Source organism: Micromonospora phaseoli, from assembly GCF_900109115.1.
GTDB classification, from domain to species: domain Bacteria; phylum Actinomycetota; class Actinomycetes; order Mycobacteriales; family Micromonosporaceae; genus Micromonospora; species Micromonospora phaseoli.
The window spans coordinates 88,235-102,329 of the sequence record NZ_FNYV01000010.1 but is presented as its reverse complement, the minus strand read 5'-3'; the positions used below and the strand labels follow the sequence as shown (position 1 = coordinate 102,329).

13 protein-coding genes are annotated in these 14,095 nt (G+C 67.9%); 7 read left to right on the top strand and 6 right to left on the bottom strand.

Annotation, left to right across the window (positions count from 1 at the left end):
- Nucleotides 1–83 precede the first annotated feature (83 nt).
- Complete coding sequence (locus BMY89_RS23100; RefSeq protein ID WP_139217999.1) at nt 84–710, bottom strand: hypothetical protein; 627 nt, start codon at nt 708–710, stop codon at nt 84–86.
- Between the two features lie 154 nt (nt 711–864).
- On the opposite strand from BMY89_RS23100, the gene BMY89_RS23095 reads away from it, so the two are divergent.
- Nucleotides 865–1,359 carry a GNAT family N-acetyltransferase gene (locus BMY89_RS23095; protein ID WP_092382151.1) on the top strand — a complete coding sequence of 165 codons (495 nt, stop codon included), beginning with the start codon at nt 865–867 and terminating at the stop codon, nt 1,357–1,359.
- 17 nt (nt 1,360–1,376) lie between these two features.
- Here the strand turns inward: BMY89_RS23095 and BMY89_RS23090 are convergent, their stop codons facing one another.
- The 5 genes from BMY89_RS23090 to BMY89_RS23070 all read right to left on the bottom strand — a co-directional run bounded on the left by BMY89_RS23090 (nt 1,377) and on the right by BMY89_RS23070 (nt 4,438).
- Nucleotides 1,377–2,432 (bottom strand): FAD-binding oxidoreductase, encoded by a 1,056-nt coding sequence (locus tag BMY89_RS23090; RefSeq protein ID WP_092382150.1) that lies wholly within the window; start codon nt 2,430–2,432, stop codon nt 1,377–1,379.
- The gene (locus tag BMY89_RS23085) at nt 2,429–2,683 is read right to left on the bottom strand and encodes a DivIVA domain-containing protein (RefSeq protein WP_092382149.1); all 255 of its coding nucleotides are present in this window, start codon (nt 2,681–2,683) and stop codon (nt 2,429–2,431) included. Before BMY89_RS23085 ends, BMY89_RS23090 begins: the two co-directional genes overlap by 4 nt.
- Complete coding sequence (locus tag BMY89_RS23080) at nt 2,680–2,934, bottom strand: hypothetical protein (RefSeq protein ID WP_092382148.1); 255 nt, start codon at nt 2,932–2,934, stop codon at nt 2,680–2,682. Before BMY89_RS23080 ends, BMY89_RS23085 begins: the two co-directional genes overlap by 4 nt.
- Nucleotides 2,935–3,112: 178 nt before the next feature.
- Nucleotides 3,113–3,916: a BUD32 family EKC/KEOPS complex subunit gene (locus BMY89_RS23075; RefSeq protein ID WP_092382147.1), complete on the bottom strand. Its 804-nt coding sequence runs from the start codon at nt 3,914–3,916 to the stop codon at nt 3,113–3,115.
- A 63-nt stretch (nt 3,917–3,979) separates the two neighbouring features.
- A complete protein-coding gene (locus BMY89_RS23070) occupies nt 3,980–4,438 on the bottom strand; it encodes a glycine-rich domain-containing protein (protein WP_092382146.1) in 459 nt (152 codons plus the stop codon).
- 635 nt (nt 4,439–5,073) lie between these two features.
- Here BMY89_RS23070 and BMY89_RS23065 point away from each other — a divergent pair.
- The 6 genes from BMY89_RS23065 to BMY89_RS23040 all read left to right on the top strand — a co-directional run bounded on the left by BMY89_RS23065 (nt 5,074) and on the right by BMY89_RS23040 (nt 13,739).
- On the top strand, nt 5,074–6,066 hold the full coding sequence (locus BMY89_RS23065; protein ID WP_232521505.1) for an NsdA family TPR-like regulatory protein: 993 nt from the start codon (nt 5,074–5,076) through the stop codon (nt 6,064–6,066).
- Nucleotides 6,067–6,113: 47 nt separating this feature from the next.
- Nucleotides 6,114–6,989, top strand: coding sequence for an aminoglycoside phosphotransferase family protein (locus tag BMY89_RS23060; RefSeq protein ID WP_092382258.1), 876 nt, complete (start codon nt 6,114–6,116; stop codon nt 6,987–6,989).
- Nucleotides 6,990–7,231: 242 nt separating this feature from the next.
- Nucleotides 7,232–8,830, top strand: coding sequence for a restriction endonuclease (locus BMY89_RS23055; protein WP_092382144.1), 1,599 nt, complete (start codon nt 7,232–7,234; stop codon nt 8,828–8,830).
- A 3-nt stretch (nt 8,831–8,833) separates the two neighbouring features.
- Entirely contained in the window at nt 8,834–9,523 is a 690-nt protein-coding gene (gene darT, locus BMY89_RS23050) for a type II toxin-antitoxin system toxin DNA ADP-ribosyl transferase DarT (protein WP_092382143.1), read from the top strand.
- A complete protein-coding gene (gene darG / locus BMY89_RS23045) occupies nt 9,523–10,602 on the top strand; it encodes a type II toxin-antitoxin system antitoxin DNA ADP-ribosyl glycohydrolase DarG (protein WP_092382142.1) in 1,080 nt (359 codons plus the stop codon). Before darT ends, darG begins: the two co-directional genes overlap by 1 nt.
- Nucleotides 10,603–10,670: 68 nt before the next feature.
- Nucleotides 10,671–13,739, top strand: coding sequence for a DEAD/DEAH box helicase (locus BMY89_RS23040; protein ID WP_092382257.1), 3,069 nt, complete (start codon nt 10,671–10,673; stop codon nt 13,737–13,739).
- Nucleotides 13,740–14,095 lie beyond the last annotated feature (356 nt).

Here is a 14,095-nt window from a genome sequence, read left to right as displayed (position 1 = left end):
CGCTGCTCGACCGTCCGGCGCCACCAGAGGGCCTTCTCGTCGCCGAAAACCTCACGGTGGCGGCGACTGCTTCGGGTTGACGGTCAGGCGAGCCGGAACAGTTCCTCGACCGGCCCCCACTCCAGGCCCCCGCCAGGAACGAGAGCGGCCTCGCCCCAAGAGACGCCGAGCAGCCCCTCGTCCGAGTTACAGGCGAAGCCGATGAGCAGTGTCCTGGGCTGCGGGGAGAGCTGTTCGATCTCCTGACGCAGCGCCGTCCGGTCACGGGCCTCGTCCGGCGTCGGGGGCATCTCCGGCAGTGTCGGTTCTTCATATCCGGACTGTGGGCCGAAGAGGATCAGCAGGTCACGGATCAGCTGATTCTTGAGGCGACCCCGGACACGCCGCATATCGATGCCGCGGCGCTTGGCGTACATCCAGGGCAACAGCAGATGGTCGCGGCAGATAGTGACGCGCACCTGCGCACCCGATGGATGCACGTCCTTGACATGCGGCAGATCCTGGAGCTGCTCGTGCAGCGACTCGTACTGCTGCTTCCAGCGAGTCGGACCGAAGGCGTGATCCGTGTCCAGCGCCGAGGCCATGCGCGCATCCTGGGCGAGCTCGACAGCCCGCTGCAGGGCCTTGGGTATCCGTGCCCGCAGGTCGAGAGCCAGGTCCGGGCCGAACTTCTCGACCGACCAGCGAGACGGCTCCTCAGCAACCCCCACGCCACTCACCCCCTGTATCGAGGCGATCACCGACCGATACAAGGTCTCACATCTGTCGATGCGATTGACAGCCCTGATGACGTGGCAGCCATGACGGTTGACCGCCGCTGCCTGGGAGCAGCTGGCAGATGCTCCTCGGCCCTAGAGTCGGGACGTGCAGGAGACACGGCTGACGGTTCGGCCGGCGACGCTGGCGGATGTCCCCTCCCTGGTGGAGTTGCGCCTGGCCAACGCCGAGGCGCACCTCGCTCTTGACGCTGGCACCTACCGCGTCCCGCAGCGTGAAGCGGTGGCTCGCCACTTCGCGACCATGCTGGCCGACGAGGCGGGGCCGGATGGTGTTCTCGTCGCTGAGGCTGATGATGGCCGGGTGGTCGGCATGGTTGAGGTGTTGCCACGACCTGATCCGCCCGAGCACCAGATCCTGCGGCCCGAGCCTTCAGCGCAGGTACACACGGTGGTGCTGCCCGATGCCCGAGGGCTCGGGGCGGGATCAGCGCTGCTGCGTGCGGCCGAACGGTGGGCGAGCGCCCGGGGAATCACGTACCTGTCGGCCGGTATCCACCACCGTAACGACGGTGCGGTGCGCTTCTACAGCCAGCACGGCTACTGCGACGCCGGCCTCTCCCTCGGCAAGAACATGAACTAGCGTCGGCCAGGCGAGAGTCATTGGATCGTGGGCAGGTGGAGCCGGTTGGTGGGTATGCCGGCGGCGGGAAGTCGGTGCCGGGCGGTGTCGAGCATCGCGGGTGGGCCGCAGACGTAGACGTGTTGGCCAGGGCGGTAGTGGTAGAGGCCAAGGGTCAGTGCGTCACCCTGTTCGGCGGGGGCGGCGATCGGGTCGTGGGAGAAGGCGGGTACGACGGTCAGCCAGGGGTGGGTCTGGTCGAGTTTGTCGAGGGTGATGGCGTCGTAGAGGTCGGCGATGGTGCGTGCGCCGACGATCAGGGTCACCCGGCAGCCGTCCGGGGCGGCGGCGACCTGCTCGATCAGGGCACGTAGCGGGGCCAGTCCGGTGCCGCCGGCCACCAGCAGCAGATCCCGGGGCGGTTTCGGGGTGGCGGGCAGGCTGAGGCCGATGTCGACGGGTGGGCCGAGGTGGAGCAGGTCGTCGGGGCGTACCTCATGGACGAGGGTGCGGGAGACGATGCCGGCGGGGACCGCGCGGACATGCAGCTCGACGGTGCCGTCGGGGCGTGGAGCGTTCGCCGGGCAGTACCAGCGCCAGCGGCCGGGGTGTTGCGGCAGACAGAGCGGCACCGCCTGGCCGGGGCGGAACGGCAGCCGCCGCCACGGGCGTACGGTCAGGATGACGATGCCCTCGGCGGCCAGGTCACGGCCGACCACCTCGGCGGGCCAGAACGCCGGGCCGTCGCCCATCCGCCCGGCGGCGCGCTCGATCAGCGCCCACGCCCGACGCCAGCGTCGCTCCCAGCTGACCTGCGGCGGGCAGAGTCGCGGCGCCACCGGGGCCAGCGCGGCACCGATAAGCGGGCCGTGCTCGGGGCGCAGCCGGTACCGGCGGTGGACCTTGCCGAGCACCGCCAGCAGCGCCAACCGCCCGACCCGGTCACCGCCGCCGCTGACCAGCCGGGCCAGCGCCGCGACGACGAGCGCCGTCGCCCGCTCCGGCAGCAGCCCCGGGCAGTACGCCTCCAGACCGGCCCGGAAGCTCGCGGCAACCTCGTCTATCACTGCGTCGTCGCCAGCCGCCCCGGTCACCGGCGCTCCCCCGCCGAATGCCCGTGGGGTCGACACTCGGCGTGCCGGGACTGCCACTGCCGCAACGCCTGCCGGATCCGCTCCGACTCGGTGTTCGCGGTCGTCAACTCCCGGTGCAGCCGGGCGAGTTCGTCGGCGACCCGGTCGAGATAGTCGTACACCTGGGCGGGGTCCAGGCCCCGCCAGCGCCTGCCGAACTCGGCGGCGCGTACGTGATGCGATTGCAGGCGTTCCCCGGACAGGTAGATCATTTCCGCGGTGCCTCCTGCTCGGCGATGAGCGCCTGCACCTGCCGGTCGCTGAGGCCGCGCCGGTCCAGCACCCGCCGCCCCCACCGATGCAGCCGGCACGGATGCGGCGCGCGGTCGTTCCGGCAGCGCGGCCCCTCGGGCCACTGCTCCGCAGCGTGTACGGTCACCGCCCGCACGGCGAAACCGACATCCTCCGCTGTCACGTACGGCGGCATCGGCAGCTCGCCGAGCACCTCGTCGATCGAATCCATGTCCCTCCCCTGCTGTGGTTGCGGCACCGAGGCGGGCGGGGACGGCGCACCGTCGGGGGTCGGCACCGCCGGAGCCCAGCACCCGCCCCGGGCCATGTCTGGCAGAGTTGTGGATCAGCAGGACGGGCCGTATGACATGGGCGAAGTAGGCGACATGCACATGCCGTATGCGGTCGGTCTACCGACCGTTGCGGCTCACCCGGTGGTCTCGCCAGCGGCGGGCGGCATCAATCAACGGCCCGTGGTGCGGGCCGGGTGCGGAACGTTGCTTGCGTTCCCACAGGCACACCAGCCCGTCGGCGAAGGCGTGCAGCGCTTCGTCGGAGGCGTGCCCCCATGCCGGGATCTGCGCGGCCCATGCCTCGGCTTCGACGGGAGGATGGCTGGCGCGGATGAGACGGACCAGCATGAGGGCGGTGTCGATCCACGCCGCGCCGCACGCCGGGCTAGACCAGTCGACCAGCCACAGCCGGTCACCGACGAGGAAGTTCCGCGGCGTCATGTCGGTGTGCAGCAGCGTCTCGCCGTCGATCAGGTTGGGAGCGATCAGCCCCTGCCAACGGTCGGCGAAACGCTGCACCTGGACGGGCGGGCTGGGAGTCAGCAGGCGGCTCTGGGTGGCGAGCAGGTCCGCGACCGCCGTCAGATCCGGCGATCCTGGAGCAAGGCCGGGATGCCGGCCGGCAACGTACTCGAAGCCGAGGATCAACCAGCCTTCCGCCTCGACCGTCCAGCGCAGACGGGGTGCCACATCAGGTAGCCAGGGATTGACGCGGGCCTCGTTCCGGTAGAGCCAGGCGGCCGGTCCTTCCGCCGCGCCGCCCTTGCAGAAGACCCGGCCGCTGTCGGTGTCGACAACGGCGGCCAGGTCGCAGGAGGCACCGGTCGGTACGGAGTAGGCGGCATGGACAGCACCGGTGCGTTGTTCGATCTGCCGGCGTACCTCTTCGGGAAGCTCGTGCCAGTCGCGGCGACGCGGCATCCGGTGGCCTCCCGAGGGCGAGCGGTCCCGGGCAGTTTATGCCCGGGACCGCTGGTGGCCTGCCTATCGAGTCGGGCTGTCGGTGCAGCCGGCGTGGCACTGGGTGCAGTCGGCCACCCGGCCACCCCACAGTTCATGATCGACGGCGAAGCCGGCGGCGGTGATCGCGGCGACCGTCCGGGAGATCGGAGCACCGATCGGCTCAGGCCCCGACGGCGGCTCCTCCGACGTGGGCTCCGGCTGGTGGTGGATGAACCACCCGGCGATGCGCTGGCAGAAGTCGGCGTATTCGCGGGTGTGCAGGATGAACGTGTGCCAGCCGATATCGACCAGGTCGCTCGGCCCGAGCGGTCCGGTGGCGGTGGCGCAGGTCCCGAGGAAGGCGAGCGCCTGATCGAGGATTCGGGCCGGCAGGTCGGGGGCGAGTTCGGGGCGATCGTGAGCGATGCGGGCGGTCATCTGGGCGAACAGCTCGTCGGAGACGAGCGCCCGTCCGGTGCCGACTCGGTCGATGGTGAGCATCCTGCTCCTTCCGTTGGGTGGTCTCACCGCAGGCTGCGCCCCGATGCCCTCGATCCTCATAACGCTGTGGGCATTGCCGATATACGTGGCGCGTATACCGCGAGCCCACGAAGGCGTTTGAATGGTTAGGCTCGACGGAGCGCAATGGACACAGCCACCCGCGAACGGCGAGGTTGCCGGTGACACCTGCGAACTGCCCCCGCTGCGGGGCACGCCTGGCCCGCGACAACGACAGCGGACGCTGCGCGCCCTGCCAGGCCGCCGAACGCGACAGGCTGAGCGCTCCGCCGGAGGTTCCGGCGTCGTTCTGGTCGCATCCGCCGCTACGGGCGGCCCTGGTGGAACGACACCTCGGACGGGTGATCCGGGCGTACCGACACCACCCCTACCACGGAAGGGCAGCGTTGCCGCAGGCCGTGGTGGCGGGCTGGTTGGGAATCACGCAGGCACAGCTCAGCCGCGTGGAGAACGGACCTCCTCCGGTGCATCTGGACCTGCTTGCCCACTGGGCAGCGCTGCTGCGTATACCCGCCGGGCACCTGTGGTTCGACGTCGTGGGTGGAGATCGTGTTTGCGGGAGCAGGTCAGCACCTCAGGCGGTTCCAGGGATCAAAGGTCCGGACGGGAGCCGGCGGATGTTGCTGGCAGGCATCGCCGCCGTGGCTGCCGGCGCGGGACTGCTCGGCGGCACCACCGCATCACGATCCCGGCGAGTTGGCGCTGCCGATGTCGCGCGCTTGAACGCCGTCCTCGACCTATACCGATCGGTCGACTATGAGTGCGGCGGCGGGGTTCTTTACCAGGAGGTGGCCCGATTCGCGGAGTCGGTATATCGGATGCTCGACTGGTCGCACCCCACCAGCCTTACACCTCAGCTCGTCGCAGCTGTGGCAGCGGCTCGGCAGGTGGCCGGCTGGACGGCCTTGGATGCGGGGCGACACTCGGACGCCCAGCGACACTTCGTCGCCGGTGAGCGGGCAGCACTGGCCGCTGACGATGGTTCCTTAACCGCCATGATCCGGTATTCGCAGGCCAAGCAGCTTCAACACCTACGGCACAATCGGGACGCCCTGGCTACGCTCCAACTCGCTCGCGGGCAGCTCGGGTCCCAGGCCACGCCAGCGGTCAAGGCTCTGATCCTGGGGGCGGAAGCTGCCTCGCTGGCGTCTCTGGGCAACTACGCAGCCGCCGATCGAGCGCTCGGTGAGGCCAGCTCGCAGTTCGAGCGGATTCACTCAGATCGGGAGCCGGGCTGGATGGCGTTCTACGACCGTGGGGAGTTGCTGGCGCAATACGGCCGCGTCTACCGCGATAAAGCCCGCCAGGACAAGAAACACGGGTCGGCGGCGGTGCGCTACGTGGCGGACGCGATCGATGCCTTCGGTCCCGGAAACGTACGGAGCAGCGTGCTCAACGAGGTCGGGCTCTGCAGCGCGCTCTTCCTCGCCGACGAACCCGAGCAGGCGCTAGACGTAGGGCGCCGCGTCTTGCGCCAAACCCAGGGCATCAGCTCGGCACGGGTGATCGATCGGGTCGCCAACCTGCGCCGTGATCTGGCACGGCACCGAGAGCTTCCAGAAGTTGCCATGTTCGCGCGGGACCTCGCCGCGCTCAGGGCAAGGGCGTGAGCGTGGGTGCCACAGGCCGGTTCACCGAAGAGGCGATGACTCAGGCCATGCGGCAGATCGCCGCCCGGCTTGCCGTCCCGACCGACGATGCCCGGCTGCTACACCTCACAAACAACGCAGTCTTCGCCCTTCCCGAGGCGAAACTGGTCATCCGGATAGCACGGACCCATCGGCTTCATGACCGTGTGGCAAAGGTGATCGACCTCGCGCGCTGGTTCGCGGCAACCGACGCACCTACGATCCGGCTCGCCCCGGTCGTCCAGGAGCCAATAGTCGTGGGTAGCCTGCTCGCCTCGGTGTGGACCTACGTCCCGCCCACGACTCCAGCGCCCACGGTCAACGATCTCGGGAAAGTCCTGCGGGAGTTTCATTCTCTCCCCGCTCCACCGATCGCGCTTCCCGAGTGGGACCCGATCGGCGACGCCCGTCGTCGGCTAGCCGACGCCGAAGGGCTCAGCCACGATGAGCATGGTTTCCTCTCCCGGTGGTGTGACCGCCTGGAGCCTCAGGTGACAGCTCTAATGACGCAGACGTCCCCTCGCCTCGTTCACGGGGACGCCCACGTTGGCAACCTACTCAGAGAGCCCTCCGGCCGAGTCGTTATGTGCGACTTCGACGCCACCTGTCTCGGCCCGTGGCAGGTGGACCTGGCGGCAGTCCCTGTTGGCGAAGCTCGCTTTGGTGGGGTCGGCAACCACGCCAGACTGGCTGCCGCCTACGGCTTCGACGTCGTGACCGACCCGTGGTGGCCGCTGCTCCACGAGGCACGTGAGCTGAAAATGATCGCTGCGGCCACGCCGTTCTTGGCTAGTTCTTCCGTCATCAGGGCGGAGTTTAGGTGGCGTGTCAGGTCGGCACAGAGCAACGATCACGACGCGCGCTGGACGCCCTTCGCCGACCTCGCAACGCCTGCCAAGGAGTAGCAGCCCGCCGCCTGGACGTGGCTCCCGCTGAATCACGTCAAATACAGGTGCCTACCTCAATCTTGTTGAGGTCTCCTCCTGTCTGACTTACGACAAAACTGCGTCCCGATTGTGGACATCAGTGGAGCTTTCCTCACGCAAGGTGCGACTGCCGAGCGGCCGAATAGATGCCACCTTCTGATCTGCTGGCTAGGGTTTCGGCTCCGCACTCATCTACCCCTTAGCTACCCCTTAGGACAGACGTGGGAATCCTCAAGGAGATGCAGCGGGCGCACGCACGTCAGGTACGCGCTCAACGGCAGGTTCAGGCTGCGGCCTACCGGCACCACCGACAGCTGCAGCGGGAGGCGGAGCGGGCCATGAAGGAAGCCCAGCGCGCTGCCCCGGTGAATGAACGCGAACGCAAGCGGCTCTACGCCGAAGCGCGAATCGCAGAGGTGGCCGCCATGAACGCAGACCTTCAGCTCCGCCTTGACACGCTGGACAACCTCCTGGCTGCGACGCTCGAAGTTGACGATCACATCGACTTCAGCCGACTGAAAAAGAACGTGACTCACCAGCCTTTCAATCCCGGCAAGCTCGGCTCCCCTCTGCCGCCGCCGGATTGGCGCCGTTTCGAACCGTCGCCACCGACGATCTTGAGCAAGATGTTCGGGGGACAGACCAGGTATCAGCAGCAGCTCGCCATCGCGCAGCACGCGTTTGCCCAATCTCAGGCGGAACATGCGACGGCCGAGGCGGACCGCCAGCGGAAGCTTGCCGCCGCACACCAGAGTTATCAGCGTCGCTGCGCCAAGATTGACGAGGAGACCGCCGCACACAACGCCGAGATCGACCGGTTCGCCGCCGCGTTTGCCGCCGGGGAGCCTGCGGTGGTCGTCGAGTACTTCAGCATGGTGCTCGGCAACTCGGTCTACCCCGACGACTTCCCGCAGCAGTTCCGGCTGGCCTACGTCCCCGAGTCCCGCCAGTTGGTCGTGGAGTACCACCTGCCGACGCTCGATGTTGTCCCACCGGTTCGGGAATACCGATACGTCAAGGTCCGCGACGAGATCACCTCGGCCACGCGACCCGCGAAGGACAGCAAGGAGCGGTACGCGAACCTCGTTGCTCAGCTCACCCTGCGTACCGTGCACGAACTCTTCGAGGCCGACCGTGCTGGACTCGTGGACACGATCGTTTTCAACGGCATCGTCGACACCACGGATCCGCGCACCGGAGCCTCGGTGCAGCCCTGCCTGGTGACGCTGCGGACGACCCGCGACGTGTTTAGCGGGCTGCACCTCGGCATGGTCGAACCCAGCGCCTGCCTGCACCATCTCAACGCCTCGGTGTCGAGGCGTCCGGCTGAGCTGGCACCCGTCCGCCCAGTGTTGGAGTTCGACATGGTCGACAAGCGCTTTGTCGACGAGGTCGACGTGCTCGCCGACCTCGACCAGCGGCCGAACCTGCTCAAGTTGAGCCCCACCGAGTTCGAAAGCCTCATCCAGAACCTGTTCGCGAAGATGGGATTGGACACCAAGCAGACCCGCCCCTCCCGTGACGGCGGAGTGGACTGCGTCGCCTTCGACCCTCGGCCGATCTTCGGCGGCAAGGTAGTCATCCAAGCCAAGCGCTACCGCAACACGGTCGACGTCTCGTCTGTACGAGACCTCTTCGGCACGGTGCAGAACGAGGGCGCGTCCAAGGGAATCCTTGTGACCACCAGCGGGTACGGGCCAGCGTCATACCAGTTCGCCTCCGGCAAGCCGCTAGAGCTGATCGACGGCTCCAACCTGCTCTTCCTGCTCGCTGAACACGCGGAGGTGAAGGCCCGCGTCGACCCGAGCGAGCTGGACTGATCGATGGCAACCGGAACCGACAGCCGGCCAAGACCGATCTGGATCATGCACTTTACGCACATCGACAACCTGCCGCGCATCCTGAAAGCTGGTCGGCTCTTCTCGGATGCCGGAGTCGGCCCGCAATTGTCGACCAACGTCGGCGCCGTGGAGATCAAGACTCATCGACGGCATCGGCCCGTCCCCTGCCCGCCGGGCGGCGTCGTAGCCGACTACGTACCGTTCTACTTCGCCCCGTGTTCCCCGATGATGTTTCGGATCGCGTGCGATCACCGGGAAGGAAGGCAGGGTTGCTACCCAGGAGGGGATGATCCGCTCGTCTATTTGTTGAGCACGGTGGAGGAAGTTCATGCCGCCGGCCTCCCCTGGGTGGCGAGTGACGGCAACTGTGCTGCCGGGCTCACCACCTTCTCGACCGATTTCGATGAGCTGGCGACTCTCGTCGACTGGCCATTGATGCGAGCGAAAGTCTGGAAGGATATCCCCGAGGACATGGACCGGAAGCGCCGGCGGGCTGCCGAGTTCCTGGTGCACCGTGAGTTTCCTCTCCACCTGCTCGCCGGTTACGCCGTACGGACAGCGGAACGGCGGGAAGAGGTGAGGCAGGTCCTCCATGACGCTGGCATGATCGAGCCATACGTTGATGTCAGACCGAACTGGTACTACGGATACACGCGGAGGGAGGTGCGCTGATGATCATCCTCAGTCATGGCAACCTGCTGACCGCTGACGCCGACGCGTTGGTCAACACCGTGAACACGGTCGGGGTGATGGGCAAGGGCATCGCTCTCCAGTTCAAGCGCGCCTACCCGGCCAACTACGCGGCCTACCGCGCGGCCTGCGCGAAGAACGAGGTCCGGCTGGGCCAGATGTTTGTGTTCGACTCGACCCGCCTCGGCCTCCGCAGATTCGTCATCAACTTCCCCACTAAGGGCCACTGGCGAGCCAACTCCAAGCTGCCCGACATCCAAGCCGGCCTCGCTGATCTCGTCCGCGTCATACGCGAACGGCAGATCACGTCAGTAGCGGTGCCCGCCCTGGGCTGCGGTAACGGGGGACTGGACTGGGACGAGGTCCGGCCAACTATCGAGCAGGCTTTCGCCGAGCTCCCCGACGTGCGGGTGCTGCTCTTCCCGCCGGAGGGGGCTCCGGATCCGGCCGACATGCCGGTAGCCACCGAGAAGCCCTCGCTGACCCCCGGGCGAGCCACCCTGCTGCGGGCCATTGACGGCTACCTGCAACGAGCACGGGCCATCGAACCCCGCGACGGGGTCACCCTCCTGGAAATCCAGAAGATCGCCTACTTCCTCCAGGTCCTGGGGCAGCCGCTGCGTTTGGAGTTCACTCGCGGTCGATACGGCCCGTACGCCGAGAACCTCAACCACGTCCTCGACCGGTTGGAAGGGCACTACCTGACCGGCTTCGGCGACCGGTCGGCACGGGTCGAGGAGCTCCAGCCGATCCGGCTCACCGCCGACGCCACCGAAGCGGTCGCAAGTTGGTGGGCGGCCCAGGGCTCGGCACCGCCCGACGCCCTGGAGCAACTTTCCCGGCTGGTCGACGGCTTCGAGGCCCCCTACAGCCTTGAGCTGCTGGCCACCGTCCATTACGCGGCTACGCTGACTCCGCCAACCAGCGACCTCGCCGAGTTGACCGAGCGAGTTCGTAGTTGGAGTGGCCGTAAGGCACGCCTCTTCACACGCCCGCACATCAAGCTGGCCTACGACCGGCTACAGACCGCCAGCCTCCTACCTGCACTGAATCCGGCCTGATCGTCGCGGTGTCGAACCGGCAAGACCGCGAGATCAGCAGGAACGACGAGAAGTGGTTGGGTTCGCGGGTGACGGATCTTGAGCGGGGTCTATACGAGCACGTCGTCACGCGCGACCTGGCCGATCGGCTCCAGCGGGTCGACGCCACACTGATTCAGCACGGGAAACTCGATCCGGCTGACGCCCCCGATGCCCTTGCCCGTCACATCGCCGCCCTGGCGCATCGCGCCCTGCACGCTGTCACTGGCGGGGACGACAGGCTCCACCATCAGGTCGAGCTGGCCAACCGCATCGCCGAGACCATCGCCGCCCTGAGCCCGCAGGCCGCCACCATCGATGACCAAGTCACCGACGCGAAGCACCTTCTGCACGCCATCGCCGCGCCGCCGACCCCACCCGCGCAGCCCACCTTCCCGCCACGCCCCACCACCCCGCTCTCGACCGGCGCGCTGCTGGTCAACGGTCGTCATCAGCCGCGCATCGGTCACGAGGTCACTCACGAGATGGCGTCCGCAGACCAGGTCGATCTGCTCTGCGCGTTCATCAAGTGGCATGGCCTGCGCATCATCGAGCCCGCCATCCGCGACCTGATCGATCGTGGCGGCCGTCTCCGCGTCATCACCACGACCTACCTCGGCGCGACCGACCAGCGCGCCCTCGACCGTCTCGCCGAACTCGGCGCTGACATCAAGATCTCCTACGAGACCAGGACCACCCGGCTGCACGCCAAAGCGTGGCTGTTCCGTCGCAACAACGGCATGACCACCGCGTACGTCGGTTCGTCGAACCTGTCGAAGGCGGCGCTTGTCGACGGGTTGGAGTGGAACGTCAGGATCTCCAACGTCGAGCAGCCCTACGTCATCGACACGTTCACCGCCACCTTCGAGGACTACTGGCACGATCCGGCGTTCGAGGACTATCACCCGGGCAGGGACGGCGAGCGGCTGCGCACAGCGCTGCGCGGGGAACGACGCGACGAGGCGTCGACCGAGATCGCCAACCTGGATGTGCGGCCGTACCCGTACCAGGCGGAGGTCCTGGCCGACCTGGACGCCGAGCGGAAGGTCCATGGCCGCTGGCGGAATCTGGTGGTGATGGCCACCGGTACGGGCAAGACGGTGGTGGCGGCGCTCGACTACCGCCGGCTGCACCGGGAGAAGGCCGTCGACTCGCTGCTGTTCGTGGCGCATCAGGAGCAGATCCTGCGGCAGAGCTTGGCGACGTTCCGGCAGGTCATGGGGGACGGTAGCTTCGGCGAGACGCTCGTCGGGGGTCGGGAGCCGCAGCACTGGCGGCACGTCTTCGCCTCGATCCAGTCGCTGCACCGGCGGGAGATCGACCCCGGGGCGTACGACATTGTGATTGTCGACGAGTTCCATCACGCGGAAGCGCCGACGTACGCCCGACTGCTGGAGCGGCTGACGCCGCGCGTACTGCTGGGATTGACGGCGACGCCCGACCGCAGTGACGGCGGCGACGTGCGGCGGTGGTTCGATGGTCGCGCCGCCGTTGAGCTGCATCTGTGGGAGGCGCTGGAGCGGCAACTGCTCGCGCCGTTCCAGTATTTCGGGCTGCACGACGACGTCGACCTGTCGCAGCTGCGGTGGAAGCGCGGGCAGGGGTACGACCCGGCGGAGCTGGACGGCGTCTACACCGGCAACGACGCGCGGGCGCGGATGGTGTTGCGGGCGGTACGGGACAGCGTCGACGTCGACCGGATGCGGGCGCTCGGGTTCTGCGTGAGCATCGGGCACGCCGAGTTCATGGCGGGTTGGTTCGGCAGGCATGGTGTGCGGTCGGCGGCGATCACGTCCCGCGTCGACGCGGCCGGTCGGCAGGCGCTGCTCAAGGAGTTCAGGGACGGCACGGTCAAGGTGCTGTTCACCGTTGACCTGTTCAACGAGGGTGTGGACCTGCCGATGGTCGACACGATCCTGATGCTGCGGCCGACCGAGAGTGCCACGATCTTCCTTCAGCAGCTCGGCCGTGGGCTGCGCCTGGACGACGACAAACCGTGCCTGACCGTGCTCGACTTCATCGGCGGGCAGCACGCCAACTTCCGCTTCGACCTACGCTGGCGGGCCCTGACCGGGGTCAGCCGCCGCGCGATAACCGAGGCGGTACGCGACGACTTCCCCTCCCTGCCGAGCGGCTGTCACATCCAGCTCGATCGGGTGGCCAAGGACATCGTGCTGGCCAACCTGAAGTCAGCCATGCCGACCTCGAAGACCGGGCTGGCGAAGGAGCTACGGCTGCTCGGAGACGTTGGCCTTGATGTGTTTCTGCACGAGGCGGGGGTGGAGATCGAGGACGTCTACCGGTCGGCGAGCGTCGGCGGGTGGACCGGGCTGCGGCGGCTCGCCGGGCTGGAAACCTCAACGGGCGGGCGGGACGACCGCGAGTTGGGTCGGGCCATCGGGCGGCTGCTGCACCTGGACGACCTGGACCGGCTCGACCTGCTGGCCCGGATGGTGGCCGGCGAGCGGCCGGCGGCCGGGCCGCTGTGGGACATGCTGCACTTCGATCTGTGGGGGCCGAACGCGCCGCTCACCGAACGCGAGGAGCGGCTGTCGCGGCTACTCGCCGAGCCTGCCCGCTGCGCCGAGCTGCGGCAGGTCACCGAGGTGCTACGCGACCGGATTCACCGGGTGACGCAGCCCGTCGGAGGGCTGCCGTTGAACGTGCACGCCCGGTACAGCCGCAACGAGGCGTGCGCCGGCTTCGGCATGTCGAAGCCGGGATCGCTGCGCGAAGGGGTGAAGTGGCTGCCAGACGCCAAGGCCGACATCTTCTTCGTCACGCTGGTCAAGTCCGAGCAGCACTACTCCCCCACCACCATGTACGCCGACCGGGCCATCACCGAGACGCTGTTCCAGTGGGAGTCGCAGAGCACCACGTCGTCGGCGTCGGCGACCGGGCAGCGCTACATCCACCACGCCGAGCGGGGCTCGACCGTGCATCTCTTCGTGCGGGAGACCAGGATTGCCGACCGGGATCTCGGCGCACCGGCCTACCTGTACGCCGGGCCGATGACCTACGTCGAACACAGCGGCGACCGGCCCATGCGGATCGTGTGGCGGCTGGACCATCCGCTACCCGCCGACATGTACGCCGCCGCCCGCGCCATCGCCGCATAACGACAGCCTGCGGATGACGCTGAACCCGACGGCTAGTCAGTCGAACGGCCATCGTCCAGACTGAGGATGCCGCGATCCAGGTCCGCCCGCCGGAGGCCCCAACGGGCGCTCGGGGACAGGCAGGGCGCACAAGAGTCCATCGAACGCGCCACGGGCTGCGAGCGTCGCGAGTTGCGGCATCCCGGGCTATCCGGCGAGGTAGAAGCCGCGACTTGCGGCATCTCGTGCCAGCCGGCAGCCCCCAGGGGTTGCCTGATGAGAGTCCACGTGCACAGGATACGGAGACGCTCGATCAGCGTGCGTAGATCCACCGACAGCCGGCCACCCGGGGTCGGGCGGGTCTTCCACCAATGAGG